At 73.9% G+C, this 23750-nt stretch carries 20 protein-coding genes; 4 read left to right on the top strand and 16 right to left on the bottom strand.

Annotation, left to right across the window (positions count from 1 at the left end):
* Positions 1-74 precede the first annotated feature (74 nt).
* From ACIQVT_RS27250 to rimP, 9 genes are all read right to left on the bottom strand, one after another.
* Complete coding sequence (locus ACIQVT_RS27250; protein WP_403759374.1) at positions 75-1022, bottom strand: bifunctional riboflavin kinase/FAD synthetase; 948 nt, start codon at positions 1020-1022, stop codon at positions 75-77.
* Between the two features lie 131 nt (positions 1023-1153).
* Positions 1154-5614, bottom strand: a complete 4461-nt coding sequence (locus tag ACIQVT_RS27245; RefSeq protein ID WP_403759372.1) for a trypsin-like peptidase domain-containing protein — start codon at positions 5612-5614, stop codon at positions 1154-1156.
* Positions 5615-5923: 309 nt separating this feature from the next.
* Positions 5924-6829: a tRNA pseudouridine(55) synthase TruB gene (gene truB, locus ACIQVT_RS27240; RefSeq protein ID WP_403759370.1), complete on the bottom strand. Its 906-nt coding sequence runs from the start codon at positions 6827-6829 to the stop codon at positions 5924-5926.
* Positions 6826-7284: a 30S ribosome-binding factor RbfA gene (gene rbfA / locus ACIQVT_RS27235; RefSeq protein ID WP_403759367.1), complete on the bottom strand. Its 459-nt coding sequence runs from the start codon at positions 7282-7284 to the stop codon at positions 6826-6828. The genes truB and rbfA overlap by 4 nt, the downstream gene beginning before the upstream one ends.
* Positions 7285-7326: 42 nt before the next feature.
* Positions 7327-7620, bottom strand: coding sequence for a DUF503 domain-containing protein (locus ACIQVT_RS27230; RefSeq protein ID WP_403759364.1), 294 nt, complete (start codon positions 7618-7620; stop codon positions 7327-7329).
* 195 nt (positions 7621-7815) lie between these two features.
* Entirely contained in the window at positions 7816-10929 is a 3114-nt protein-coding gene (gene infB / locus ACIQVT_RS27225; protein ID WP_403759361.1) for a translation initiation factor IF-2, read from the bottom strand.
* Between the two features lie 145 nt (positions 10930-11074).
* Positions 11075-11371 carry a YlxR family protein gene (locus tag ACIQVT_RS27220; protein ID WP_403759358.1) on the bottom strand — a complete coding sequence of 99 codons (297 nt, stop codon included), beginning with the start codon at positions 11369-11371 and terminating at the stop codon, positions 11075-11077.
* A 121-nt stretch (positions 11372-11492) separates the two neighbouring features.
* Entirely contained in the window at positions 11493-12479 is a 987-nt protein-coding gene (gene nusA / locus ACIQVT_RS27215; protein WP_403759355.1) for a transcription termination factor NusA, read from the bottom strand.
* A gap of 2 nt (positions 12480-12481) precedes the next feature.
* Positions 12482-13039 (bottom strand): ribosome maturation factor RimP, encoded by a 558-nt coding sequence (gene rimP, locus ACIQVT_RS27210; protein WP_403759352.1) that lies wholly within the window; start codon positions 13037-13039, stop codon positions 12482-12484.
* 206 nt (positions 13040-13245) lie between these two features.
* Here rimP and ACIQVT_RS27205 point away from each other — a divergent pair, with 206 nt between their 5' ends.
* The 3 genes from ACIQVT_RS27205 to ACIQVT_RS27195 all read left to right on the top strand — a co-directional run bounded on the left by ACIQVT_RS27205 (position 13246) and on the right by ACIQVT_RS27195 (position 15253).
* Positions 13246-13782, top strand: a complete 537-nt coding sequence (locus tag ACIQVT_RS27205; RefSeq protein WP_403759349.1) for a hypothetical protein — start codon at positions 13246-13248, stop codon at positions 13780-13782.
* Positions 13779-14279 (top strand): ferritin-like domain-containing protein, encoded by a 501-nt coding sequence (locus ACIQVT_RS27200; RefSeq protein ID WP_403759346.1) that lies wholly within the window; start codon positions 13779-13781, stop codon positions 14277-14279. The genes ACIQVT_RS27205 and ACIQVT_RS27200 overlap by 4 nt, the downstream gene beginning before the upstream one ends.
* Before the next feature lie 74 nt (positions 14280-14353).
* A complete protein-coding gene (locus tag ACIQVT_RS27195; RefSeq protein WP_403759343.1) occupies positions 14354-15253 on the top strand; it encodes an aminoglycoside phosphotransferase family protein in 900 nt (299 codons plus the stop codon).
* 25 nt (positions 15254-15278) lie between these two features.
* Here the strand turns inward: ACIQVT_RS27195 and ACIQVT_RS27190 are convergent, their stop codons facing one another.
* The 7 genes from ACIQVT_RS27190 to dxr all read right to left on the bottom strand — a co-directional run bounded on the left by ACIQVT_RS27190 (position 15279) and on the right by dxr (position 23094).
* Complete coding sequence (locus ACIQVT_RS27190; protein WP_403759340.1) at positions 15279-15773, bottom strand: GNAT family N-acetyltransferase; 495 nt, start codon at positions 15771-15773, stop codon at positions 15279-15281.
* Between the two features lie 115 nt (positions 15774-15888).
* Complete coding sequence (locus ACIQVT_RS27185; RefSeq protein ID WP_403759337.1) at positions 15889-17595, bottom strand: proline--tRNA ligase; 1707 nt, start codon at positions 17593-17595, stop codon at positions 15889-15891.
* Between the two features lie 109 nt (positions 17596-17704).
* Positions 17705-18235, bottom strand: a complete 531-nt coding sequence (locus ACIQVT_RS27180) for a GNAT family N-acetyltransferase (protein ID WP_403759334.1) — start codon at positions 18233-18235, stop codon at positions 17705-17707.
* A gap of 19 nt (positions 18236-18254) precedes the next feature.
* Complete coding sequence (locus ACIQVT_RS27175; RefSeq protein WP_403759331.1) at positions 18255-19103, bottom strand: GNAT family N-acetyltransferase; 849 nt, start codon at positions 19101-19103, stop codon at positions 18255-18257.
* 92 nt (positions 19104-19195) lie between these two features.
* Positions 19196-20353, bottom strand: a complete 1158-nt coding sequence (gene ispG / locus ACIQVT_RS27170; RefSeq protein WP_403759328.1) for a flavodoxin-dependent (E)-4-hydroxy-3-methylbut-2-enyl-diphosphate synthase — start codon at positions 20351-20353, stop codon at positions 19196-19198.
* A 171-nt stretch (positions 20354-20524) separates the two neighbouring features.
* Positions 20525-21826: a M50 family metallopeptidase gene (locus ACIQVT_RS27165; RefSeq protein ID WP_403759325.1), complete on the bottom strand. Its 1302-nt coding sequence runs from the start codon at positions 21824-21826 to the stop codon at positions 20525-20527.
* On the bottom strand, positions 21823-23094 hold the full coding sequence (gene dxr, locus ACIQVT_RS27160; protein ID WP_403759322.1) for a 1-deoxy-D-xylulose-5-phosphate reductoisomerase: 1272 nt from the start codon (positions 23092-23094) through the stop codon (positions 21823-21825). The genes ACIQVT_RS27165 and dxr overlap by 4 nt, the downstream gene beginning before the upstream one ends.
* A 173-nt stretch (positions 23095-23267) precedes the next feature.
* On the opposite strand from dxr, the gene ACIQVT_RS27155 reads away from it, so the two are divergent.
* The gene (locus ACIQVT_RS27155; RefSeq protein WP_403759318.1) at positions 23268-23732 is read left to right on the top strand and encodes a lamin tail domain-containing protein; all 465 of its coding nucleotides are present in this window, start codon (positions 23268-23270) and stop codon (positions 23730-23732) included.
* Positions 23733-23750: the final 18 nt, after the last annotated feature.

The raw sequence follows: 23750 nt of genomic DNA, 5'->3' as shown, positions 1-23750 counted from the left end.
GTGCTCCGCGCACCGGCCGCCCTCCGCGTCTCTTCCCTGCCGACGCGTCACCGCTGTCGTACGGCGGTCGTCGGTCAGTCCTGTGCCGCCACGATCTGCCGGCACCGCTCCACATCGGCCGCCATCTGCTCCAGCAGGGCCTCCAGCGACTCGAACTTCGCCTGGCCGCGCACGTACGCCAGGAAGTCGACGGCGACGTGGAGGCCGTACAGGTCGAGGCCGACGCGGTCGATGGCGTACGCCTCCACCGTGCGCTCGGTGCCGTCGAACTGCGGGTTGGTGCCGACGGAGATCGCGGCCGGCATGGCCTCGCCCTGGGCGTGCAGGTAGCCGGCGTACACGCCGTCGGCCGGGATCGCGGTGTGCGGCAGCGTCTCGACGTTGGCCGTCGGGAAGCCCATTTCCCGGCCGCGCTGGGCGCCGCGGACCACGATGCCCTCGACGCGGTGCGGGCGGCCCAGGATCTCGCGGGCGCCCGCGACGTCGCCCTCGGCGACCAGACGGCGCGTCAGGGTCGAGGAGAACGGCTCGCCGCCGCCCGCCTCACCGGTGACGTACAGGTCGACGACCTCGACCTCGAAGTCGTAGACCTTGCCCTGCCCGATGAGGAACTCGACGTTTCCGGCCGCCTTGTGGCCGAAGCGGAAGTTGGGGCCTTCCACGACCGCCTTGGCGTGCAACTTGTCCACCAGGACCTTCACCACGAAGTCGGCGGGCGACAGCTTGGAGAACTCGGTGGTGAACGGCAGGACGAGGACCGCCTCGACGCCCAGCTCGGCCATCAGTTCGGCGCGGCGGTGGTGCGGGGCGAGCAGCGGCGGGTGGCTGCCGGGGCGGACGACCTCGCTGGGGTGCGGGTCGAAGGTGACCACGACGGCGGGGACGCCCAGTTCGCGGGCGCGCTCGACGGCGTGCTTGATGATCAGCTGGTGGCCGCGGTGGACTCCGTCGTAGGAACCGATGGTGACGACGCTGCGCCCCCAGTCCTGGGGGATGTCCTCCAAGCCACGCCAGCGCTGCACTGTGACCGCTCCTCGAACCCGTGTCCGTGTCTGTCCTGACCTCGTCGTGCAGGTCTAAGGGTGCCATGCCGGGTGCTCGCCGCCCGCATCGGCATGGGGGCTGTGACGGGGCGCACGTTCCGCGCCGCGGTTCAGGCCGGTACGTGCACGCCCGCCAGGTCCTCGATCACCCGGCGGGTGCCCGGGCCCACCACGGCGGCCCACTCCCCGGGGGCGTCGGTCAGCCAGCGGGCCACGCGCGCGGCGAAGCCGGGCACGTACCGGACGAGGTCCGCCAGGCTTTGGTCGAGGCGGGCGGCTCCCTCCGGTGTGCGGGCCAGGAGCAAGCCGGTGCGGTGGACGAGCCCGCGCACCTCGTCGTCCCGGCGCCCTTCCTCCGGCCCGCCGCCGTCACGGCCGTCGCCGTCCTGGCCCGCGCCGTCCCCGGCCGGGCCGTCCTGGGTCACGGCCGCGCGCAGGACGGCGTCCAGCACGGCCGGTTCCTCTTCCCGCGTGAGCAGGAGTTCCAGCAGTTCGCGGCGGAGCGGGCGGGAGGCGGAGGTGCCGGCGGCGGCCAGGACGGTGCCGAGCGCCGCGCGGACCGCCTCGGGACCGTCCTCCAGCAGGCCGGCGACCAGGGGCAGCAGGACCGGGCGGGCGGCGGGACCCTGTTCGAGGCGGCGGTCGACGTGGCCGGCGACGTGTCCGGCGGTGCCCGGGCCGAGCCGCACCGCCTCGGCCAGCAGGGCGGCGACGCGGCGGGCGAGGGACGGGGTGGTGACCTCGGTGAGGCAGCGCAGGGCCGCCACGGTCTCCGTGCCGTCGGCGTCCGGGGCGCGCAGGCGGGCCCGGAAGGCCTCCAGCACCGGCTCCGGGTGGGTGGTCAGGGCCGGCGCCAGGCCGTCGGGCGGGAACTCCGGGTCGCCGTCGGTGAAGTGGCGCAGGGCGGCGGGCAGGTGCCGGTCGCGGGTGCGCGGGTCGAGGACCAGCAGGGCGAGGGCGGTGCCGTGCAGGGCGCGGTCGGCGGGACGGGCGAGGAGCGCGAGGGCGGCCCAGCGCAGCAGTTCCCGGTCGGCCTCCGAGCGGACGTGCGGGGCCGCGCGCAGTGCGCTCGCCGCTGCCGCCGCCCGGCGGGCGGGACGCTCGTCGTGCGCCCAGCGGTCCACGGCCCGGCAGACGGCCGACGGCTCGTCCTCGGCGAGTACGGCGAGCAGCTCGTCGGCCCGGCGGTGCGCGCAGTCCACCAGCACCTCGGTGAGATCGTCCAGGGCGCGGTGCCGGTGGGTGTGCAGGAGCGCCTGCGCGGCGGTGGCCACGGTGGCGTGCGGGGTCGCGGGCAGCGGGCGCTCGTCCGCGAACCAGCGGGTCAGGAGGGGCTGTACGGCGGTGGGGGCGGCGGCGAGCAGCCCGGCGACCGCGTCCAGGTACCGGTCCCCGGCCGCGGGCGGCGCCGGATCCGCCAGCACCAGCCGGCGCAGCAGCTCCAGGCGCTCGGTGCCGGGGACGGGCACGGCCGTCCAGAAGACGGGGCCGAACTCGGCCGGCACCGGACGCCCGGCACGGCGCCGGGCGACGACGCGGTCGGCGAGCAGGCGCAGCATCTCCGTGTACGGGGCCGCGTCCGGGACCTCCAGCAGGGTCCGGGCGAGCAACCGGGCGGCCCACCAGGAGCCGGGGCTCCGCTCCAGGGCGTCGGCCAACTCGCGCAGCCGCGCGGTGAGTTCCCGCGGGCCGCGCTGCCGGGCGAGGTGGAGCAGGGCCTGGACGACGGGGCCGACGCGGTGGTGCGGCACCGGGACGGCGCCGGGCTCGTCCCGGTCACCGGGGCGGTGCACCAGCGCCCGCAGCGCCTCGTCCAGGTCCAGGTGCAGGCCCTGGATCCAGTCGGCCAGTTCCTCGTGGGCGAAGCGGTAACCGCGGCCGGCGGGCACGAGGAGCCCTTCGGTGAGGACGGCGGACGCCCAGCCGATACCGCCGCCCAGCCGGGCCGGGGCGGGCCCCCATGGGAACACCGCCTCGAACGCCTCCCGGTCCAGCTCGCCCTGGCCCGGCCCGAGACTGCGCCGGGCGGCCTCGTGGACCTGCCCGGCCACGCGCGCGGCTAGCCGCCGCACGGCCGTGCCGCGCAGACCGGCCGCGGCGGCGAGCCGCACGGCGATGCGCAGGCACATCAGGTCCAGGTGGGCGGCGAAGACGTCGTGCCGGTCGACGGGTGCGGCGGGCGGGGCGTCGGGGACGGCGGACCGGACCTCGGACATCAGCCGCAGAGCGAGCGGATGCCCGGCGTCCCGCACGGCCAGGACCCCCTCCGCGATCCCGTACCGGGTGCGGGCCCGGCGCGCCTCCCCACCACGCAGATCACCGAGCCGCAGGCACGGCGGCAGCGGGAGGGGCGCCTCGCCCGGCGCGGGCGCCTCCGGCGGGACCGGCGCCTCCGGCGGGGCTGGGCTGGGAAAGGCGTGGCCCGAGGTGACGAGCCGCTCGGTCCCAGCGGGGACGGGGGGAACGGCGGGCCACGCGTGCACGGTGGGCCCGGCCGGCGACGGGACCCCGCGTCCCACCGGACCCGGAGGCGGTCCTGCGGCGGGACGCGGTGCTCCCGGCGCGCCCTCCACGCCGAGCGACGCTTCCGGTGCCCCCGGGCGAGGAGGGGTGGAAGGCGGGGCCGCGTGCGCGGCCGGAATCTCGGGCGGCGGAGCAACCCGGCTGACCGGGTCCGGAGGCGATCCCACGGTCGAACCAGGCGCTTCCGGCGCGCTGGGGCACGGGAAGGCGGGAGGCAGAGCCGTGTAACCGGCCGGGACCGGGGCGGCGGGTGGTGGCACGGCCTCGCCGCACGGGACAGGCGCGGGCGCGGCCGCGGTCGTCGGGGCGCGGTGAGCTGCGGGCGCCACCACCCGGGCGACCGGGACCGGAGCGGCGGACGGTGGCACGGCCTCGCCGGACGAGACAGGCGCGGGCGCGGGCAGGGTCGTCGGGGCGCGGTGAGCTGCGGGCGCCACCGCCCGGCTGGCCGGGACCGGAGCGGCGGACGGTGGCACGGCCTCGGCGCACGGGACAGGCGCGGGCGCGGCCGCGGTCGTCGGGGCGCGGTCAGCTGCGGACGCCACCACCCGGCTGGCCGGGACCGGAGCGGCGGACGGTGGGACGAGCCGGCCGGACGGGACGGGCAGGGGTACCGCGGGGGTGGGTGATACCGGCCCGCCGCCCGGGGTGTGCAGCAGGTCGGTCGGGAAGCAGGCCCCGGCGCGTTCCCAGTACTCCTCGCGGCAGGCGACGACCAGGCGGGCCCCGGTCGCGCGCAGCCAGTCGGCGGTGCCCCGGGTCCACTCGGGCAGCCGGTGGGCGAGGACGGGGGGCATCTCCTCGGGGCCGTCGAGGAGCAGCAGCAGCGGGCGGCCGGCCCGGGCGGCGAGGCGGGCCAGGCGGGCGGGGGTGAGGTCGCCGAGGTCCTCCGGGCGGGCGCCCCGGGACGCGGCGACGATCCGGGCCGCCCGGTCCAGGGCCCGGGCGGCGGCGTCCGCGATACAACCGTCGTCCTCGGTCAGGTCGGCACCACGCAGCCACACCGTGGGCGCGGGCCCGTCCCCCTCCGCCCCCGGCGCCGGCGGGCCGGGCGGGGTGCTCCGGGCGCGGCGGGCGGCGAGGGCCGCGAGTTCCGTCGTTCGGCCGCTGCCCGGGGGGCCGACGAGGCCCAGCACGGGCCGGTCGCCGCCGGAGAACGCGGCCAGCTCCCGTACGACGGCGGCCCGTTCCACGGGTTCGACGGTGTCCGTGTGGCCGGTGAGGGCGCCGGGAGGGCCGTCCTGGCCGACGGAGGTCGCGGTCAGCTGGAGGATGCCGGCGAGGTTGAGGTCGGCGCCGTAGGCGGGCACGGTGGCCGCGTTGCGGGCGAGCAGGGCGGCGAGGGCGGCGTCGGCGGCGGGCCGCAGCGGGACCGCGAAGCCCTCGTCGCGCCGGTCGGTGCGCAGGGCGGTGCCGAGGACGCCGACGACCGCGCCGGTGCGGGCGTCGAGGACCGGTCCGCCGGCCGCGCCGCCGCCGGACCGCAGCGCGTCCCGTCCGGCCGTGCCGATGGCCAGCTCCAGGGCGTCGTCGAGGAGGTGGACGCCGTGCGTCGCCGGGTACGTCACCGGGGTCGCCGCCAGCACCCGGGCCTCGCGCCAGCAGCCGGCGACGAGGCGTACGTACGTACCGGCGTCGATCCGGTCCCGCGTGGTCAGTGGCAGCGGGTCGACGCCCAGGCCCTCGGTGCGGACGAGGGCGAGGTCGAGGGCGGGCAGGGGGGTGACGGCGTCGGCGGTGACGACGTGTGTGCGGCCGGCCGCGCGCAGCGTCAGCCGGGGCAGGCCGTCCACGCTCTCGTGGCTGGTGAGGAGGGTGCCCTCGTGGTCGACGAGGAAGCCGAGGCCGCGGGGCCGGCCGGCCGGGTCGTGGATGCGGACGAGGGCGGCGCCGGCCCGCCCGTCCTCGGCGCCGGCGCGGGTCCCGTCGGGTGCGGTGCCGTGGGCGTCCACCGCGGGGCGGGCCCGGCCGGGTTCGACCGCTCCGCGTCCGGGCCCGTCCGCCCGCTCCCGGCGCCCGCCCGCGGTGTGCGGGCCCCGTTCCGTCATGGCCTTGACCTCCCCGCCGTCCGCGCGTACCTGTGCCCCGACGGTAGGCGGGTGGTGATCGGCGAGGCGGATCACTCGGTGAACGCGCCCCCTTCCGCTCCCCCGCTTCACTCCGAGCGCCTGCCCGGACGGGTGAATAGGCGGGTGCGGCTGGATAAGCCTAGGGGTGGGGGAACCGAGGGGGGACCGTGGAGCGGCGGCAGGGACGGGGTCCGTGGCCGGCCGCCGCTCCACGGGAGGAGACGACGGCCCGGCGGCCCGGCCGGCCGCGCCGCCCGAGGGGGCCGCGCGCCCGGCCGGGCTTTCGGATCAGCCGAAGACGGCCAGGCTCTTCGCCTTGCCCTTGTGCTCCTCGACGAGGGCGAGGAACCGGCCGTCCCGGTCGAACACGGCCACGGGGCCGGCGCCCGCGTACTCGTCGGGCATCTCCAGCCGGACGCCGTTCAGCAGCAGCTGGGACCGCCTGGCGTCGACGTCCCAGCGGCGGAACGCGGCCGACGCGGCCTCGGCGACGGGCATCACGGTCAGCTCCTGCTGGAGCTGGTCCAGCGTCTTCGCCGTGTCGAGCTTGTACGGGCCGACGCGTGTGCGGCGCAGCGCCGTGAGGTGCCCGCCGACGCCGAGGCCGGCGCCCAGGTCGCGGGCGAGGGCGCGGATGTAGGTGCCGGAGGAGCAGACCACCGACACGATCAGGTCGAGCACGGGCGTGCCGTCCTCGGCGACGGCGTCGCGGACGTCGTACACCGTGAAGGAGGAGACGGTCACGGGCCGGGCGGGGATCTCGAACTCCTCGCCCTCGCGGGCCCGCTTGTAGGAGCGCACGCCGTCGATCTTGATGGCGCTGACCTTGGACGGCACCTGCATGATGTCGCCGGTCAGCCGGGCGATGCCCGCGTCGATGGCGTCCCGGGTCACCTTGGAGGCGTCGGTGGCGGAGGTGGTGTCGCCCTCGGCGTCGTCGGTGAGGGTGTCCTGGCCCAGGCGGATGGTGCCCAGGTACTCCTTCTCGGTGAGCGCGAGGTGCCCGAGGAGCTTGGTGGCGCGCTCGATACCGAGGACCAGGACCCCGGTCGCCATCGGGTCGAGGGTGCCGGCGTGGCCGACGCGGCGGGTCCTGGCGATCCCGCGCATCTTGGCGACCACGTCGTGCGAAGTGAAGCCCGACGGCTTGTCGACGATGACAAGGCCGTCGGGCGTGGTGTGCTTCTGGGTCATTCCGCGGCGTCGCCGTCCGTGTCGTCCTCGTCGTCGGCCGGCTTGCGGTACGGGTCCGCGCCGGCGGCGTACGAGGCGCCGGTGGCCGCGTCGCGCACCTGCTGGTCGGACTGCCGGGCCCGGTCGAGGAGGTCCTCGATGGTCTTGGCGGTGTCCGGCAGGGCGTCGGCCACGAAGGTGAGGCTCGGCGTGAACTTCACCTGGGCGGCGCGGCCCACCTCGGAGCGCAGGACGCCCTTGGCGCTCTCCAGGCCCGCGGCGGCCGCGGCCCGCTCCTCGTCGTCACCGTAGACCGTGTAGAAGACGGTCGCCTCCCGCAGGTCACCCGTGACCCGGGTGTCCGTGATGGTGACGTGCGAGCCGAGCCGCGGGTCCTTGATCCCGCGCTGGAGCTTCTGGGCCACCACCTCCCGGATGAGGTCCGCCAGCCTTTTCGCCCGCGCGTTGTCGGCCACTGGTCCGTCTCCCGTTCTTTCTTCTGCTTCGTGTTTCTGTGGTCAGTCGTCGTCGCCGTGGAGGCGCCGTCTCACGGACAGCAACTCCACCTCGGGGCGGCCGGCGACCAGCCGTTCGCACCGGTCCAGTACGTCCGTGACGTGCGCCGTGTCGCCGGAGACCACGGCCAGGCCGATGACGACCCGGCGATGGAGGTCCATGTGGTCCACCTCGGCCGCGCTCACGGCGTACTTCCGCTGGAGTTCGGCGACGATCGGGCGGACGACGGAGCGTTTCTCCTTCAGCGAGTGGACGTCGCCGAGGAGGAGGTCGAAGGACAGAGTCCCCACGTACATGTGTGTAACCGGTTCACCCGCCGGTACGGGATCGGTGGCCCCGGAGCCGTATGGCCGGGGACACCAAGAACCGTACAACGAAGCGGCCCGTGGGCTCGACGGATATTACGCTCCGTGGGCCGTGGACACGGGCCGCAAACGGCGCGCCGGCCGACGGGACCGAAAAGTCCCGTCGGCCGGCGCGCACCGTGGGCGTTACGCCCGCGGCTTCTCGCGCATCTCGTACGTCGCGATGACGTCGTCGACCTTGATGTCGTTGAAGTTGCCGAGGTTGATACCGCCCTCGAACCCTTCGCGGATCTCGGTGACGTCGTCCTTGAAGCGACGCAGACCCTCGATGTTGAGGTTCTCCGCGACCACCTTGCCGTCGCGGATGAGGCGCGCCTTGGTGTTGCGCTTGACCTCGCCGGAACGGATGAGGACACCCGCGATGTTGCCCAGCTTGGACGACTTGAAGACCTCGCGGATCTCCGCCGTACCCAGCTCGACCTCTTCGAACTCCGGCTTGAGCATGCCCTTGAGGGCCGCCTCGATCTCCTCGATCGCCTGGTAGATGACCGAGTAGTACCGGACGTCCACACCCTCGCGCTCGGCCATCTGCGCCGCGCGGCCGGCCGCGCGGACGTTGAAGCCGATCACGATGGCGTCGGAGCCCATCGCCAGGTCGATGTCGGACTCCGTGACCGCACCGACGCCGCGGTGCAGGACGCGGATGTCGACCTCTTCGCCGACGTCCAGCTGGAGCAGGGAGGACTCGAGGGCCTCGACGGATCCGGACGCGTCACCCTTGATGATCAGGTTCAGCTGCTGGATCTCGCCGGCCTTGAGCACCTTGTCCAGGTCCTCGAGCGAGACGCGGCGCGTGCGCTTGGCGAAGGCCGCGTTGCGCTCACGGGCGGCGCGCTTCTCCGCGATCTGGCGGGCCGTACGGTCCTCCTCGACCACGAGGAAGTTGTCACCGGCACCCGGGACGTTGGTCAGGCCCAGGACCTGGACCGGCGTCGACGGACCGGCCTCGGCGACGTTGTTGCCGTTGTCGTCGAGCATGGCGCGCACCCGGCCGTAGGCGTCGCCCACGACCATCGTGTCGCCGACCCGCAGCGTGCCTCGCTGGACGAGGACCGTCGCCACGGCACCACGGCCGCGGTCGAGACGGGACTCGATGGAGATGCCCTGCGCGTCCTGGTGCGGGTTGGCCCGCAGGTCGAGCGAGGCGTCGGCCGTGAGGACCACGGCCTCCAGCAGCGAGTCGATGTGCAGACCCTGCTTGGCGGAGATGTCGACGAACATGGTGTCGCCGCCGTACTCCTCGGCCACGAGGCCGTACTCGGTCAGCTGACCGCGCACCTTGGTCGGGTCTGCACCCTCGACGTCGATCTTGTTCACCGCGACCACGATCGGCACGTCGGCCGCCTTGGCGTGGTTGAGCGCCTCGACCGTCTGCGGCATGACGCCGTCGTTGGCCGCGACGACCAGGATGGCGATGTCGGTCGACTTCGCACCACGGGCACGCATGGCGGTGAACGCCTCGTGACCCGGGGTGTCGATGAAGGTGATCTTGCGCTCTTCTTCGTTGACCTCGGTCGACACCTGGTAGGCACCGATGTGCTGGGTGATGCCGCCGGCCTCGCCCGCGATGACGTTCGTCTTGCGGATGGCGTCGAGCAGGCGGGTCTTGCCGTGGTCGACGTGACCCATGACGGTGACGACCGGCGGCCGGACGACCAGGTCGTCCTCGTCGCCCTCGTCCTCGCCGAACTCGATGTCGAAGGACTCGAGCAGCTCGCGGTCCTCCTCCTCGGGGCTGACGATCTGAACCGTGTAGTTCATCTCGCCGGCGAGGAGTTCCAGGGTCTCGTCGGAGACGGACTGCGTGGCGGTGACCATCTCGCCGAGGTTCATCATGACCGCGACGAGCGACGCCGGGTTGGCGTTGATCTTCTCCGCGAAGTCCGTGAGCGACGCGCCGCGGGAGAGGCGGATGGCCTCGCCGTTGCCGCGCGGCAGCATCACGCCGCCGACGCTCGGGGCCTGCATGGCCTCGTACTCCTGGCGCCTCTGCCGCTTCGACTTGCGGCCACGACGCGCGGGACCACCGGGACGGCCGAAGGCGCCCTGCGTGCCACCGCGGCCACCGGGACCGCCGGGACGGCCACCGAAGCCGGGACGGCCACCGCCGCCACCGCCGGGACCACCCGGACGACCGGCGAAGCCACCGCCACCGCCGCCACCACCGGGACGGCCGGCGAAGCCGCCGCCGCCACCACCGGGACGACCGGCGAAGCCGCCGCCGCCACCCGGGCGACCGCCGCCGCCACCGGGACGACCGCCGGCACCGGGACCGCGGCCGCCGGGGCCACCGCCGCCCGGACGGGGGCCGGCAGCGGGACGCTGCGGCATCATGCCGGGGTTGGGACGCGGACCGGCCGGGCCGGGACGCGGGCCGCCCTGCGGCCGGGGCATGCCGGCCGGGGACGGACGGTTGCCGCCGGGAGACTGCGGACGCGGACCGCCGCCCTGGGCGCCGGGCGCCTGGGGACGGGGGCCGGCGCCGGGGGCACCGGGGCCACCGGGACGCGGACCGCCCTGCGGGCGCGGGGCCTGCGGGCGGGCCATGCCGGTGGAGCCACCGGAGGTGAAGGGGTTGTTGCCGGGACGCGGGCCGGCCGGACGGCCGCCCGGACGCGGCGCGGAACCGCCGGGACGCTGGCCGCCGCCCTGAGCGGCCGCGGGGCGCTGACCCTGCTGACCCTGACCGGGACCGCCGGGGCGGCCGCCGGGCCTGGGGGCACCGGGACGGGCGCCGGGGCGCTGGCCCTGGGTCTGGCCCTGGTTCTGGGTCTGACCCTGGTTCTGGTTCTGGGCTGCCGGGGCCTGCGGGGCCGGGGCGGCCGGCGGAGCGGTGAACTCCGGGGCGGCCGGGGCCGGGCGGGGCGCGGGCTTGGGACCCGGCACGGGACGCGGGCCGGGGGCCGGCGCGGATGCCGAGGGAGCCGCGGGGGCGGCCGGCTGCTGGGCAGCGGGCGCCGTCGACGGCTTGGGGGCCGGCGGCCTGGGGGCAGCCGGACGGGCCGCCTGCGCCGGAGAGGGCGCGGCGGGCCTGGGGGCGGCCTTGCGCGGGGCGGGCTTGCCGGCGGACTTGCCGGAGCCACCGCCCTGGAAGGCGTCGGTCAGCTTGCGTACAACCGGCGCTTCGATGGTCGAAGACGCCGAACGGACGAATTCACCGAGTTCCTGGAGCTTGGCCATGACGGCCTTGCTCTCGACACCGAACTCCTTGGCGAGTTCGTAGACCCGGACCTTAGCCACTTCGCTCCTTTGAGGTCCGGGTTGAAGCCGGACCGTCGCTAGTTCATGGGCGTACTCATCGCGTACTCATCGAGTGCTCATCGCAATCTCGACCTGCTTTCGACTCGCGAGGTACCAGGCCGCACGGTGTTCCGTACGGCATGTCTTACGGCGTTGCCTGCTCGGCAACTGTCGTCTGCTCGACGTATCGGCGCAACGCCTTTGTGTCGAGCGCTCCCGGGGCGCGCAGTGCCCGCGGGAACACCCGGCGGCGTACCGCCTGGTCGAGACAGACCAGGACGGGATGCACGTAGGCACCCCGGCCGGGCAGCGTACCGCGAGGATCGGGGACGCACGCGTCCTCGTTCTTCACGATCCGCAGGAGATCGTCTTTGGCCGCCCGCTCCCGGCACCCCACACAGGTGCGTTCAGGGCATGCTCGGTCGTGCGTCCGGCCAGACACGCTTCAGTCTACCTCCCCGTAGCGACCTCACCCCTTCGGGGCAGCGATCGAACGGCTCTTGTCGTGATTCAAGCGACCGCGGCCTGGATCTATTCCCCGGCGCCGCGATCTCCCGCGGGGACTACTCCCCGGCCTGCTCGGTGTCGGGCCGGATGTCGATCCGCCAGCCGGTCAGGCGGGCGGCGAGGCGGGCGTTCTGGCCCTCCTTGCCGATCGCCAGCGACAGCTGGTAGTCCGGCACGGTCACCCGCGCGGAGCGGGCGCCCATGTCCACGACCTCCACCTTGTTCACCCGCGCGGGTGACAGGGCGTTGGCGACCATCTCCGCCGGGTCGTCCGACCAGTCGACGATGTCGATCTTCTCGCCGTTCAGCTCGCCCATCACGTTGCGCACCCGGCCGCCCATCGGGCCGATGCAGGCGCCCTTGGCGTTCAGACCCGAACGGGTGGACCGTACGGCGATCTTCGTGCGGTGACCGGCCTCACGGGCGATGGCGGCGATCTCCACCGAACCGTCGGCGATCTCCGGCACCTCCAGGGCGAAGAGCTTCTTCACCAGGTTGGGGTGCGTGCGCGACAGGGTCACGGACGGGCCGCGGACGCCCTTGGCGACGCGGACCACGTAGCTGCGCAGCCGCATGCCGTGCGGGTAGGTCTCGCCGGGCACCTGCTCCTGCACCGGCAGGATGGCCTCCAGCTTGCCGATGTCCACCAGCACGTTCTTCGGGTCGCGGCCCTGCTGGACGACACCGGTGACGATGTCGCCCTCCCGGCCGGCGTACTCGCCGAGCGTCGCGTCGTCCTCCGCGTCGCGCAGCCGCTGGAGGATCACCTGCTTGGCGGTGGTCGCGGCGATCCGGCCGAAACCGGACGGGGTGTCGTCGAACTCGCGGGCCTCCTGGCCCTCCTCGAGGTCGTCCGGGTCCTCCTTCGCCCACACGGTCACGTGTCCGGTCTCCCGGCTGAGCTCCACGCGCGCGTGCCGGCGGCTTCCCTCGGTGCGGTGGTAAGCGATGAGGAGGGCCGACTCGATCGCCTCGACCAGCAGGTCGAAGGAGATCTCCTTCTCCCGCACCAAGCCCCGCAGGGCGCTCATGTCGATGTCCACGGCTACGCCTCCTCCTCTTCCTTCATGTCCTTCACGGTGTTCTTGCCGTCCGTGCTGTCCGTGCCGGCCGTGCTGTCCGCACGGTCCTTGCGGTTGAACTCGACCTGCACCCTGGCCCTGGCCACCTCCGGGAAGGCGAGCCGGCGGGCGGTGGCCTTGCGGCCCTTCACGCCGGGCACCTCGACGTCGACGCCCTCGTCGTCCACCCGCAGGATGCGCGCGACCAGTTCGTCGCCCTCGGCCAGCTGGAACCGCACCAGCCGGTCGGTGGCGCGCACGAAGTGCCGGTGCTCGGTGAGAAGGCGCTCCGCGCCGGGGGTCCCGACCTCCAGGTCGTACGCGTCCTCGCCCATCGCGTTCGTCTCGTCGAGCTTCGCCGAGAGCGCACGGCTCACATCGGCGATCGCGTCCAGGTCCGCTCCGTGGTCGGAGTCCACGACGACGCGCAGCACCCGCTTGCGTCCTACGGAGTCCACGGCGATCTCTTCGAGATCCAGCCCCTGGGAGGTGACGAGCGGTTCGAGCAGCTCTCGCAGCCTCTCGCTCTGGGTGGTGCTCATCCGGGTGACTCCTCGGCCGCGTGTGCTGTTGTGGGATGGGTCGCGTGTCTGGTCAAAGGGTATCGGGTCGCAGGAGGTGTTGCCGTCCACCCGAGGCCCCGCGGTGCCGGTGACCGGCACGGGACGGGTGCGCGGGTACGGTGATCACGGGCGGGCCGCCCGCCAGCTGTTCTTCCCTCCGCACGAGTTCTCCGAGGACGTCCGCCGTGCCGTACCCTCCACCGCCGCGCACCCCTTCGGGGCCGCGCAGAAGATCCCTCCTCGCCTCGGCCGGCGCCGCCGCCCTGCTGGCGGGCTGCTCGGCCGGACCCGGCGACGACGGCCCGTCGGCCGTCGCCCGGGCCCGCGCGCGTGCGGCCCGGGACAGCCGGGGGCTGCTGGAACGTTACGACGCCGTGCTCGCCGCCCGTCCCGGGCTGGCGGAGCGGCTGCGCCCGCTGCGCGCGCAGGTCGCGGCCCACGCGGCGGCCTTCACGGACGGCCCGACGAACGGCACGGCCACCGGTGCCGCGACCGGGACGGCCACGGCGGCCACGGCGGCCACGGCGTCGCCGTCCCCCTCCCCCGCCGTGCCCGGCACCGACAAGGAGGCCCTCACCGCCCTCGCCACCGCCGAGCGGGCCCTCGCCGACCGGCGGGGCGCACAGCTGCTGGACGTGCCGGGCGAGCTGGCACGGCTGCTGGCGTCGGCCGCGGCGGCCGGCGCCGCGCACGCGTACCTGCTGACGGAGGGGGCAAGGTGAGCGACGGGACCGAGCGGGACGGGCAGGCCGAGCTGACGGCGCTCCAGGCGGCGCTGGCCGCGGAGCACGCGGCGGTCTACGGGTACGGCGTGGTCGGCGGACGGATCGACGAGCACCGCCGGTCCGAGGCGCGGGCGGCGTACGACGCCCACCGGGCGCGCCGGGACACGCTGGTGCGCGCGGTGCGGGACCTGGGCGGGGCGCCGGTCGCCGCGAGCGCCGGGTACGCGCTGCCGTTCCCGGTCGGGGACGGGGGGTCGGCGGCGCGGCTCGCGGCCCGGCTGGAGGAGGGGGTGGCCGCGGTCTACTCGGACCTGGTGCGGGCGACGAGCGGCGCGCGGCGGTCCGATGCCGCCGGTGCGCTGCGGGAGGCCGCGGTGCGGGCGGTGCGCTGGAGCGGGGAGAGCGTAGCCTTCCCTGGGCTCGCCGAGCGGTCCGCCGGGCAGGCGGGTGCGGCCGGTACGACCCCGCCGGCGTCGGCACCGGCGTCCCGGTAGGCGCGGGGCGAGGGCGGGACGCAGCGGACAGGACCGGACAGGTCCGGACAGAATCGGAAGGGAACGACTCGCGCATGGCTTTCGAACCGCCGCAGCGCCTGGTGCGGGCGCTCGGTGAGACGGCACCGACCGGTGACGACTGGCTGGCGCGGCTGCCCGGGGTGGCCGAGGAGGCCGTGGTGCGGCGCGAGTTGACCGTCGAGCGCGTCCAGGTGCCGGGCGGGCGCAGCAGCCTGGTGGTGCTGGTGCGGCGGGCGGACGGTACGCCGGCCGTGCTGAAGCTCGCCCCGCCGCGGGCCCGCCCCGGCAGTGAGCGGGCGGCGCTGGCGCACTGGGCCGGGCGGGGTGCCGTACAGCTGCTGGAGGCGGAGCCGGACGAGGGGGTGCTGCTGCTGGAGCGGCTGCACCCGGACGTGTCGGTGCGCTCGCTGCCGGAGGCGAAGGCGCTGCTGGAGGCGGCGGGGACGCTGCGCAGGCTGTGGGTGGAGCCGCCGGCCGGTCATGTCTTCGAGAGCGTCGCCGAGCGCACCGGCCGGCAGGCGGACGCGATGCGGGCCGGCGCCGGGGCGGACCCGGAGGCGGCGCCGCTGGTGGACGCGGCGCTGGCGGTCCGCGAGGAGTTGCTGGTCGCGCCGCCCGCGCGGCTGTTGCTGCACGGCACGTTCCGGCAGAGCAAGGTGCTCGCCGGGGAGCGGGCGCCGTGGCTCGCGGTGGGCCCGGACCCGGTGGTCGGTGAGAGCGCCTTCGACCTGGCCCGGCTGGTGCGGGACCGGGTCGAGGACCTGATCGCGACGCCGTCCGGCCCGGCCGTGACCCGGCGCCGGATCAAGCGGCTCGCGGAGTCGCTGGAGGTGGACCAGGAGCGGCTGCGCGGCTGGACGCTGTTCCGGGCGGTCGAGTCGGGGATCCGGGCCCGGCGGGTCGGCCGGGAGAAGGACGCGGAACTGCTGCTGGAGTTCGCGGGCTGGCTGTGAGGCCCGGGGCTGCCCCGGCCATGTCCTACGACGGGTCCGGGTCCAGCCGGCGCCGGTAGCGGACGCCGGGCCGGCCGGCGACGGTGGTGTGCTCCGTCACGGTGAACCCGTTGCGCTCCAGCACGGTCCGGGAGGCCGTGTGGTCGGTGGTGGTGCGCGCGGTCAGGGCGGACAGCCCGTACGCCTCGCGGGCCAGCCGGCAGACCTCGGCGACCATCGCCGTGGCCAGTCCCCGGCCGGCGGCGCGCTCGGCGATCCGGTAGCCGAGTTCGGCGCTCCCCGCGTCGACGTCCACCAGGTTGACGCGGCCCACGAGTTCACCGTGGTCGTCGAGGACCACGTGGAAGTGGCAGACACCGGCGGCCTGTTCGGCGAGGAGCGCGCGGTGGCGGGCGGCGAACTCGGCGAAGTACGCGTCGCCGCGGTCGGGCACCGTCCGGGCGAAGTACGCCCGGCCGGCGCGCTCGAAGGCCAGTACGGCGGCCTCGTGACCGGCCCGGAGGCGTTGGAGTGTCGGCATGCGGGTCAGCCTAGGCAGTGGTGGCCGCCGGGCCGAACCGGTTTTTCGTCCGGCGGCACCGGCGCAGGCGCGCGGGCGGCGTCGGCCCGCCCGCGCACCCTCCCGTGTTCCCGCGCTACTCGGCGGTGAGGCGGGCGATCGCGTCCTCGACCGTCAGTTCCTCGCGCTCGCCGGTCCGGCGGTCCTTCAGCTCCAGCACGCCCTCGCCGGAGCGGCGTCCGGCCACCAGGATCTGCGGCACGCCGATCAGCTCGGCGTCGGTGAACTTCACGCCCGGGGAGACCCCGGCCCGGTCGTCCACCAGGACGCGGACGCCCGCGGCGGCCAGCTTCCCGGCGACGTCGAGGGCCAGCTCGGTCTGGAGCGCCTTGCCGGCGGCGACGACGTGCACGTCGGCCGGGGCGACCTCCTTGGACCACACCAGGCCCTTGTCGTCGGCGGTCTGCTCGGCGAGCGCGGCGACGGCGCGGGAGACGCCGATGCCGTAGGAGCCCATGGTGACGCGGACGGGCTTGCCGTTCTGGCCGAGGACGTCCAGCTTGAGGGCGTCGGTGTACTTGCGGCCGAGCTGGAAGATGTGGCCGATCTCGATGGCGCGGTCCAGCTTCAGGCCGGTGCCGCACTTCGGGCAGGGGTCGCCGTCCTGGACCACGACGACGTCCACGTACGCGTCGACCTCGAAGTCACGGCCCGCGACGACGTTCCTGGCGTGCGTGTGCTCCTTGTTGGCGCCGGTGATCCAGGCGGTGCCGGGGGCGACGCGCGGGTCGGCGATGTACGTCACCTTCTCGCCGAGGCCCTGCGGGCCGACGTAGCCGCGCACCAGGTCGGGGCGGCCGGCGAAGTCCGCCTCGGTGACCATCTCGACGGCGGCCGGGGCGAAGTGCGCCTCGACCTTGCCGAGGTCGACCTCGCGGTCCCCGGGCACGCCCACGGCGACGATCTCGCCGTCCACCTTGACCAGCAGGTTCTTCAGCGTGGCGGAGGCCGGGACGCCGAGGGAGGCGGCGAGGGTCTCGATGGTCGGGGTGTCGGGGGTGGGGATCTCCTCGAGCGCGGGCACGGCGGAGCCGTCGACCGGCTTCAGCTCGTAGGTGATCGCCTCGGTGTTGGCGGCGAAGTCGCAGTTCGGGCAGTCCGCGAAGGTGTCCTCGCCGGCCTCGGCCGGGGCGAGGAACTCCTCGGACCTCGAGCCGCCCATCGCGCCGGCGGTGGCGGCGCAGATGCGGTAGTCGAGGCCGAGGCGCTCGAAGACGCGCTGGTAGGCCTCGCGGTGCAGGGCGTAGGACTTGGCGAGGCCCTCGTCCTCCGTGTCGAAGGAGTAGGAGTCCTTCATGAGGAACTCGCGGCCGCGCAGGATGCCGGCGCGGGGGCGGGCCTCGTCGCGGAACTTGGTCTGGATCTGGTAGAGGATCACCGGCAGGTCCTTGTAGGACGTGCACTGGTCCTTGACCAGGAGGGTGAAGATCTCCTCGTGGGTGGGGCCGAGGAGGTAGTCGCCGCCCTTGCGGTCCTTGAGCCGGAACAGCTCCTGGCCGTACTCCTCCCAGCGGCCGGTCGCCTCGTAGGGCTCGCGGGGCAGCAGGGCGGGCAGTGAGACCTCCTGGGCGCCGATGGCGTCCATCTCCTCGCGCACGATCCGCTCCACGTTGGCGAGGACCTTCTTGCCGAGGGGCAGCCAGCTCCAGATGCCGGCGGCCGTGCGGCGGACGTAGCCGGCGCGGACGAGGAGCTTGTGGCTGAGGACCTCGGCGTCCGCCGGGTCGTCGCGCAGCGTCTTCACCATCAACTGGGACATGCGCTGGACCGGTGCGTTGGCCATGGTTCTCGTACTCCTGCCGGATGGGGGTCCCCCACTCGGGCGGGGCCGGGAGCGGGGAAGGGTGCTGGCACAGGAGGTTAGCCGGGCCGCCGGTGCCGGTGGAAATCGGTTATCGCCTGCGCAGCGGGAGGGGGGCGCCCATGACGGCGTACGGCCTCGGTGCGCTCGGGAAGTGGACCCGGCGGGCCAGGTCGGTGTAACCGAGGGAGTGGTAGAGGCCGCGGGCGGGGCTGTCGACGTCGATCGCGGAGAGGATCGAGCGGGGCTCGGTGGCGGTGTCGGTGATCGTGGTGATCAGGCGCCGGCCGATGCCGCGGTTCTGGTGGTCGGGGTGGACGTGCAGCTCGGTGATGACGAAGGAGTCGTCCAGCCAGGCCTGGTTGCCGTTGGCGCGCAGGTAGGGCTCCACGACGGTGGACCACCAGTGGAGACGGCTGTTGGGCATGCCGTACACGAATCCGACGAGCAGTCCGCCGGCTCGCGCGCCGTAGGCCCGGGCGCCCTGGTACTGCATGTGGCGCAGGACGATCTGGCGGCGTACGGCGACCTCGTCGGGTCCCAGTCCGAAGGCGAGGGCCTGGACCGCCAGGGCCTCGTCGACGTGGGCGGTGAGGTCCAGGGTGCCGATCACGGGGTCCATGCGGGGAGCGTACAGGGGGTCAGAACAGCACACTCATGAAGGCGCCCACCTCGTGGAAGCCGACGCGGTGGTACGTCCTGCGGGCCGCGGTGTTGTAGTCGTTCACGTAGAGACTGGCGACGGGGGCGATCTCGCTGAGGGCGTAGCGCAGGACCGCCGCCATGCCGGGGGCGGCCAGGCCCCGGCCCCGGTACTCGGGGGCGACCCAGACGCCCTGGATCTGGCAGGCCTGGGGGGTGGCCGCGCCGATCTCGGCCTTGAACACGACCCGGCCGGAGTCGTCGACGCGGGCGAAGGAGCGGCCGGCGCCGACCAGCTCGGCGACCCGGGCCTGGTAGAGCAGGCCGCCGTCGCCGGCCATCGGGGAGACGCCGACCTCCTCGGTGAACATCGCCACGCACGCCGGCATGATCGTCTCCATCTCGTCCTTGCGGACGCGGCGGACGTGCGGGTCGGGGGCGATGGAATCCGGCAAGCGGTCGGTGACCATCAGCGGCTGGCGGGCGCGGACCTCGCGGGCCGGGCCCCAGTGCGGTTCCAGCAGCCGCCACAGCTGGGTGGTGGCGTCGGCGGGGCCGACGATGGAGGAGCAGCGGCGGCCGGCCCGCCGGGCGCGGTCGGCGAAGGCACGGACGGCGCGGGGGGTGGCGCAGAGGGGGACGAGGTTGGCGCCGGCGTAGCACAGGGAGGTGAGCATGCCGTCCTCGTACCAGCCCCACATCTCGCCGCCGAGGCGCCAGGGGTCGAGGCCGGCGACCTGGACCCGGGAGGCGACGAAGGCGTTGGCGACGGGCTCGCGGTCGAGGACGGCGAGCGCGGCGTCCAGGTCGCTCGGTTCGAGCACCCGTGAGGTGGTCTGGGTCAACACGTGCGAGGCCTCACCCTGGCTGGGTTCTGCTGATCTCCGCACTATAGCCGCGCCCGTTGTGCGGTGCGCCTCCCGGCCGGTGGTCCGCGGGATCAGCCGGCCACCGACACCGAGGGTTCGCCGGAGGCGGTGCCGTCGGCCTCCATCTGGGCGGCCAGCTTCATGGCCTCCTCGATGAGCGTCTCCACGATCTTGGACTCGGGGACGGTCTTGATGACCTCGCCCTTGACGAAGATCTGGCCCTTGCCGTTGCCGGAGGCGACGCCGAGGTCGGCCTCGCGTGCCTCGCCGGGGCCGTTGACGACGCAGCCCATGACGGCGACGCGCAGCGGGACCTCCATGCCGGTCAGGCCGGCGGTGACCTCTTCGGCGAGCTTGTACACGTCGACCTGGGCGCGGCCGCAGGAGGGGCAGGAGACGATCTCCAGGCCGCGCTGGCGCAGGTTGAGCGACTCCAGGATCTGGATGCCGACCTTGATCTCCTCGACGGGCGGCGCGGAGAGGGAGACGCGGATGGTGTCGCCGATGCCCTGGGAGAGGAGGGCGCCGAAGGCCACGGCCGACTTGATGGTGCCCTGGAAGGCGGGGCCGGCCTCGGTGACGCCGAGGTGGAGGGGGTAGTCGCACTGCTCGGCGAGCTGGCGGTAGGCCTCGATCATGACGACCGGGTCGTTGTGCTTGACGGAGATCTTGATGTCCCGGAAGTCGTGCTCCTCGAAGAGGGACGCCTCCCACAGGGCCGACTCCACCAGGGCCTCGGGGGTCGCCTTGCCGTACTTCTGGAGCAGGCGGCGGTCGAGGGAACCGGCGTTGACACCGATGCGGATCGGGGTGCCGTGGTCCTTGGCGGCCTTGGCGATCTCCCTGACCTTGTCGTCGAACTGCTTGATGTTGCCGGGGTTGACGCGGACCGCGGCGCAGCCGGCCTCGATGGCGGCGAACACGTACTTGGGCTGGAAGTGGATGTCCGCGATGACCGGGATCTGCGACTTGCGGGCGATGGTCGCGAGGGCGTCGGCGTCGTCCTGGGTGGGGCAGGCGACGCGGACGATCTGGCAGCCGGACGCGGTCAGTTCGGCGATCTGCTGGAGGGTGGCGCCGATGTCGGACGTACGGGTCGTGGTCATCGACTGGACCGACACGGGGGCGTCTCCGCCGACCGCCACGGTTCCGACCTGGATCTGCCGGCTCCTGCGGCGTTCGGCGAGCTTGGTCGGAACGGACGGCATGCCGAGAGAAATCGCAGTCATCTGCTGTGCAACCCCAAGTCGTGTATCAAGGTCCGGTCCCGTGAACCGCGGGTCCCGGGCTCCGAGATTACGGCACCGGCCCGGGCGGCGGCACATCCCACCCGGTGATGGCACCCGTTCGGGGCGGCCCGGGAACCGGTCGGGTACCGGGCCGCCACGGACGCCGTGCGACTAGGTGATCTTCACCGGGTTGACCACGTCGGCGATGAGCACCAGGACGGTGAAGCAGACGAAGATCCCGGCCACCACGTACGCCACCGGCATCAGCTTGGCGACGTCGAACGGGCCGGGGTCGGGCCGGCGCAGCACCCGGGCCAGGTTGCGCCGCAGCGACTCCCACAGGGCGCCCGCGATGTGCCCGCCGTCGAGCGGGAGCAACGGGAGCATGTTGAACAGGAACAGGGAGAGGTTGAAGCCGGCGAGCACGAACACGAACATGGCCAGCTGCTGCGAGGCCGGGACGTCCAGGGTGGCGATCTCGCCGGTGACCCGGGCCGCTCCGACGATGCCCATCGGGGAGTCGGGTTCGCGCGGGCCGTCGCCGAAGGCCGCGTCCCACAGGGCCGGGATCTTGCCGGGCAGGGCGACGAGGGAGTCGACGGCGTCGCCGACCCGGTCGCCCATCCAGGTCACGGACTCGCCGAAGTCCTGCTTGACGACGCCGGTGGCGGAGCCGAAGCCGAGGAAGCCGGCCTTGACGTAGCCGCCGACGTAGTTGCCGGCGGCGTCCTTCTTCGCGACCCGGTTCTCGGTGATCTTCGCGTGCAGCGTCAGCCGGTGGCCCCCGCGGTCGACGACGATCGCGACGTTCTTGCCGGCGCTGTCCCGAATGAGGTCGGAGAGGGTGTTCCAGTCCTTGGTGGGCACGCCGTCGAAGGAGACGATCCGGTCGTGCGCCTTCATGCCGGCCCGGGCCGCCGGGGACTCGGGGTCGGACTTCCTGCACGTGTCGCGGTGCTGGCTCTGTTCGATCACGCAGGCCGAGACGGAGGCGACGGTGGTGGTCTGCTGCTGGATGCCGAAGCCCATCAGCACCGTCAGGAACAGGGCGATGGCGAGCACCAGGTTCATGAAGGGGCCGGCGAACATGACGATGACGCGCTTCCACGGTTTGCGCGTGTAGAACATGCGCGTCTCGTCACCGGGCTGGAGCTCCTCGAAGGCCGCCGAGCGGGCGTCCTCGATCATGCCCCGCCACGGGGAGGTGGAGCGGGAGGAGACCCGGCCCTGGCCGTCGGGCGGGAACATGCCGATCATGCGGATGTAGCCGCCGAGCGGGACGGCCTTGATGCCGTACTCGGTGTCGCCCTTGCGCCGCGACCAGATGGTGGGGCCGAACCCGACCATGTACTGCGGGACGCGGATGCCGAAGAGCTTGGCGGTGGACAGGTGCCCCAGCTCGTGCCAGGCGATCGAGACGAGCAGGCCGACGGCGAAGACCACTATGCCGAGGATGAACATCAAGGTCGTCATGCACGCGCCTCCGCGGTCGCCGTCGTGGCTGTGAGTTCGCGGGCCCGGGCCCGCGCCCAGGTCTCCGCTTCGAGGACGTCCGACACGGTGAGCGAGGTTCCCGCGAGCGGGGTGCCGTGCTCCTCGACCACCCGGGTCACGGTCTCCATGATCCCGTTGAAGGGCAGCGCCCCGTCCAGGAAGGCCGCGACACACTCCTCGTTGGCGGCATTGAACACCGCCGGGGCCGTGCCCGCGAGCCGCCCGACGTGCCGGGCGAGGTCCACCGAGGGGAAGGCCTCGGTGTCCAGCGGGAAGAACTCCCAGGTGGAGGCCTCGCTCCAGCGGAACGCGGGGGCCGCGTCGGGAACGCGTTCGGGCCAGCCCAGGCCGATGGCGATCGGCCCGCGCATGTCGGGGGGCGTCGCCTGGGCGATCGTGGATCCGTCGGTGAACTCGACCATCGAGTGAACATACGACTGCGGGTGCACGACCACCTCAATGCGGTCGAAGGGAATGTCGTACAGCAGGTGCGCCTCGATGACCTCCAGCCCCTTGTTGACCAGGGTCGCGGAGTTGACCGTGATCACCGGGCCCATCGCCCAGGTCGGGTGGGCGAGAGCGTCCGCGACGGTGACGTGCGCCAGATCCGCCCTGCTCCGGCCGCGGAACGGGCCGCCGGAGGCGGTGACGACGAGCTTGCGGACGTCGGCGCGGGTGCCGGCGGCGAGGGCCTGGAAGAGGGCGGCGTGCTCGGAGTCGACCGGGATGATCTGCCCCGGCTCGGCGAGCGCCCGGACCAGCGGGCCGCCGACGATCAGCGACTCCTTGTTGGCGAGCGCGAGGGTGCGGCCCGCCTCCAGGGCGGCGAGGGTGGGGGCGAGGCCGATCGACCCGGTGATGCCGTTCAGCACGGTGTGGCACTCGGAGGCGGCGACCTGGGTGGCGGCGCCGGGCCCGGCGAGGATCTCGGGCAGCGGTTCCCCGGTGCCGTACTCGGCGGCCAGCGCCTCGCGCAGCGCGGGTGCGACGTCCTCGCGGGCCACCGCCACCGTCCGCACCCGCAGCCGGCGGGCCTGCTCGGCGAGGAGGGCGACCCGGCCGCCGTTCGCGGAGAGGCCGGTGACCCGGAAGCGGTCGGGGTTGCGCAGCACGAGGTCGATGGCCTGGGTGCCGATGGATCCGGTGGAACCGAGGATCACCACGTCCTTGGGGCCGTCCCCGGTGACGGGGTCGTACACGCGGTGCGGGTCGGCGAGGGGCGCCGGCTGGGCGGGACTGTCGGTCATCCCCCCATTGTGGCCGCAAGCGGTGGCGCGCCGGGCAGCGCATCCCTCGCACGGGTGTCCCGGTGGTCCCCGCGCGGGAGGAAGGGGTTTCCCGGAAGTGAAGTCACCGTGAAGATCATGTGATAACACTTCTGTCCACACGCTTTCGCGGACGACATCCTGGGGGGATCTCCATGCGTACTGCGCGCCTTCGCGCCAGCCTGCCCGCCTTCGCCTTCGCCGGGGCCGCCGTGCTCACCGGCACCCTGCTCAGCACCCCGGCCGAGGCCGCCGGGGGCGTGCGGATCCATCACGTCTGGTTCGACAGCCCGGGCTCGGACAACCGCTCGAACAAGAGCCTGAACGCGGAGTGGGTGCAGCTGAAGAACACCAGCGGCTCCGCGGTCTCCCTCCGGGGCTGGGTCCTGAAGGACGCCTCGAACCACAAGTACGTCTTCCCCGACGTCAGGATCGGCGCCGGGAAGTACCTGAAGGTCCACACCGGCAGCGGCTCGGACACCGCGTCGGACAAGTACCAGGACCGCCGTGCCTACGTCTGGAACAACGACAAGGACACGGCCACCCTGACCAGGGCGAGCGGCAGCAGGGTCAGCTCCTGCTCCTGGACGACGCGGGACCCGAGCGACAAGTACTGCTAGGGCCGGTCCGACGATTCG

The sequence above is a fragment of the Streptomyces sp. NPDC100445 genome (assembly GCF_044759735.1).
Taxonomy (GTDB): domain Bacteria; phylum Actinomycetota; class Actinomycetes; order Streptomycetales; family Streptomycetaceae; genus Streptomyces.
This window is presented reverse-complemented; position numbering and strand designations above follow the sequence as displayed.